This is a genomic window from Staphylococcus ureilyticus (genome assembly GCF_002902235.1).
Taxonomy (GTDB): Bacteria; Bacillota; Bacilli; order Staphylococcales; family Staphylococcaceae; genus Staphylococcus; species Staphylococcus ureilyticus.
In genome coordinates, this window is sequence record NZ_PPRL01000175.1 from 1 (window position 1) to 212 (window position 212).

1 pseudogene is annotated in these 212 nt (G+C 35.4%); it reads left to right on the forward strand.

Annotation, left to right across the window (positions count from 1 at the left end):
- Positions 1 to 212 (forward strand): annotated as a pseudogene (locus tag CD150_RS12985) (DDE-type integrase/transposase/recombinase); the annotation flags it as partial.

A 212-nucleotide genomic window follows, 5' to 3' on the forward strand; every position in this document is an offset into this window, starting at 1 on the left:
TGAAATATTAAGGGAACGTGGTGTAAACGTTCATCATTCAACGGTCTACCGTTGGGTTCAAGAATATGCCCCAATTTTATATCAAATTTGGAAGAAAAGCATACAAAAGCTTACTACAAATGGCGTATTGATGAGACGTACATCAAAATAAAAGGAAAATGGAGCTATTTATATCGTGCCATTGATGCAGAGGGACATACATTAGATATTTG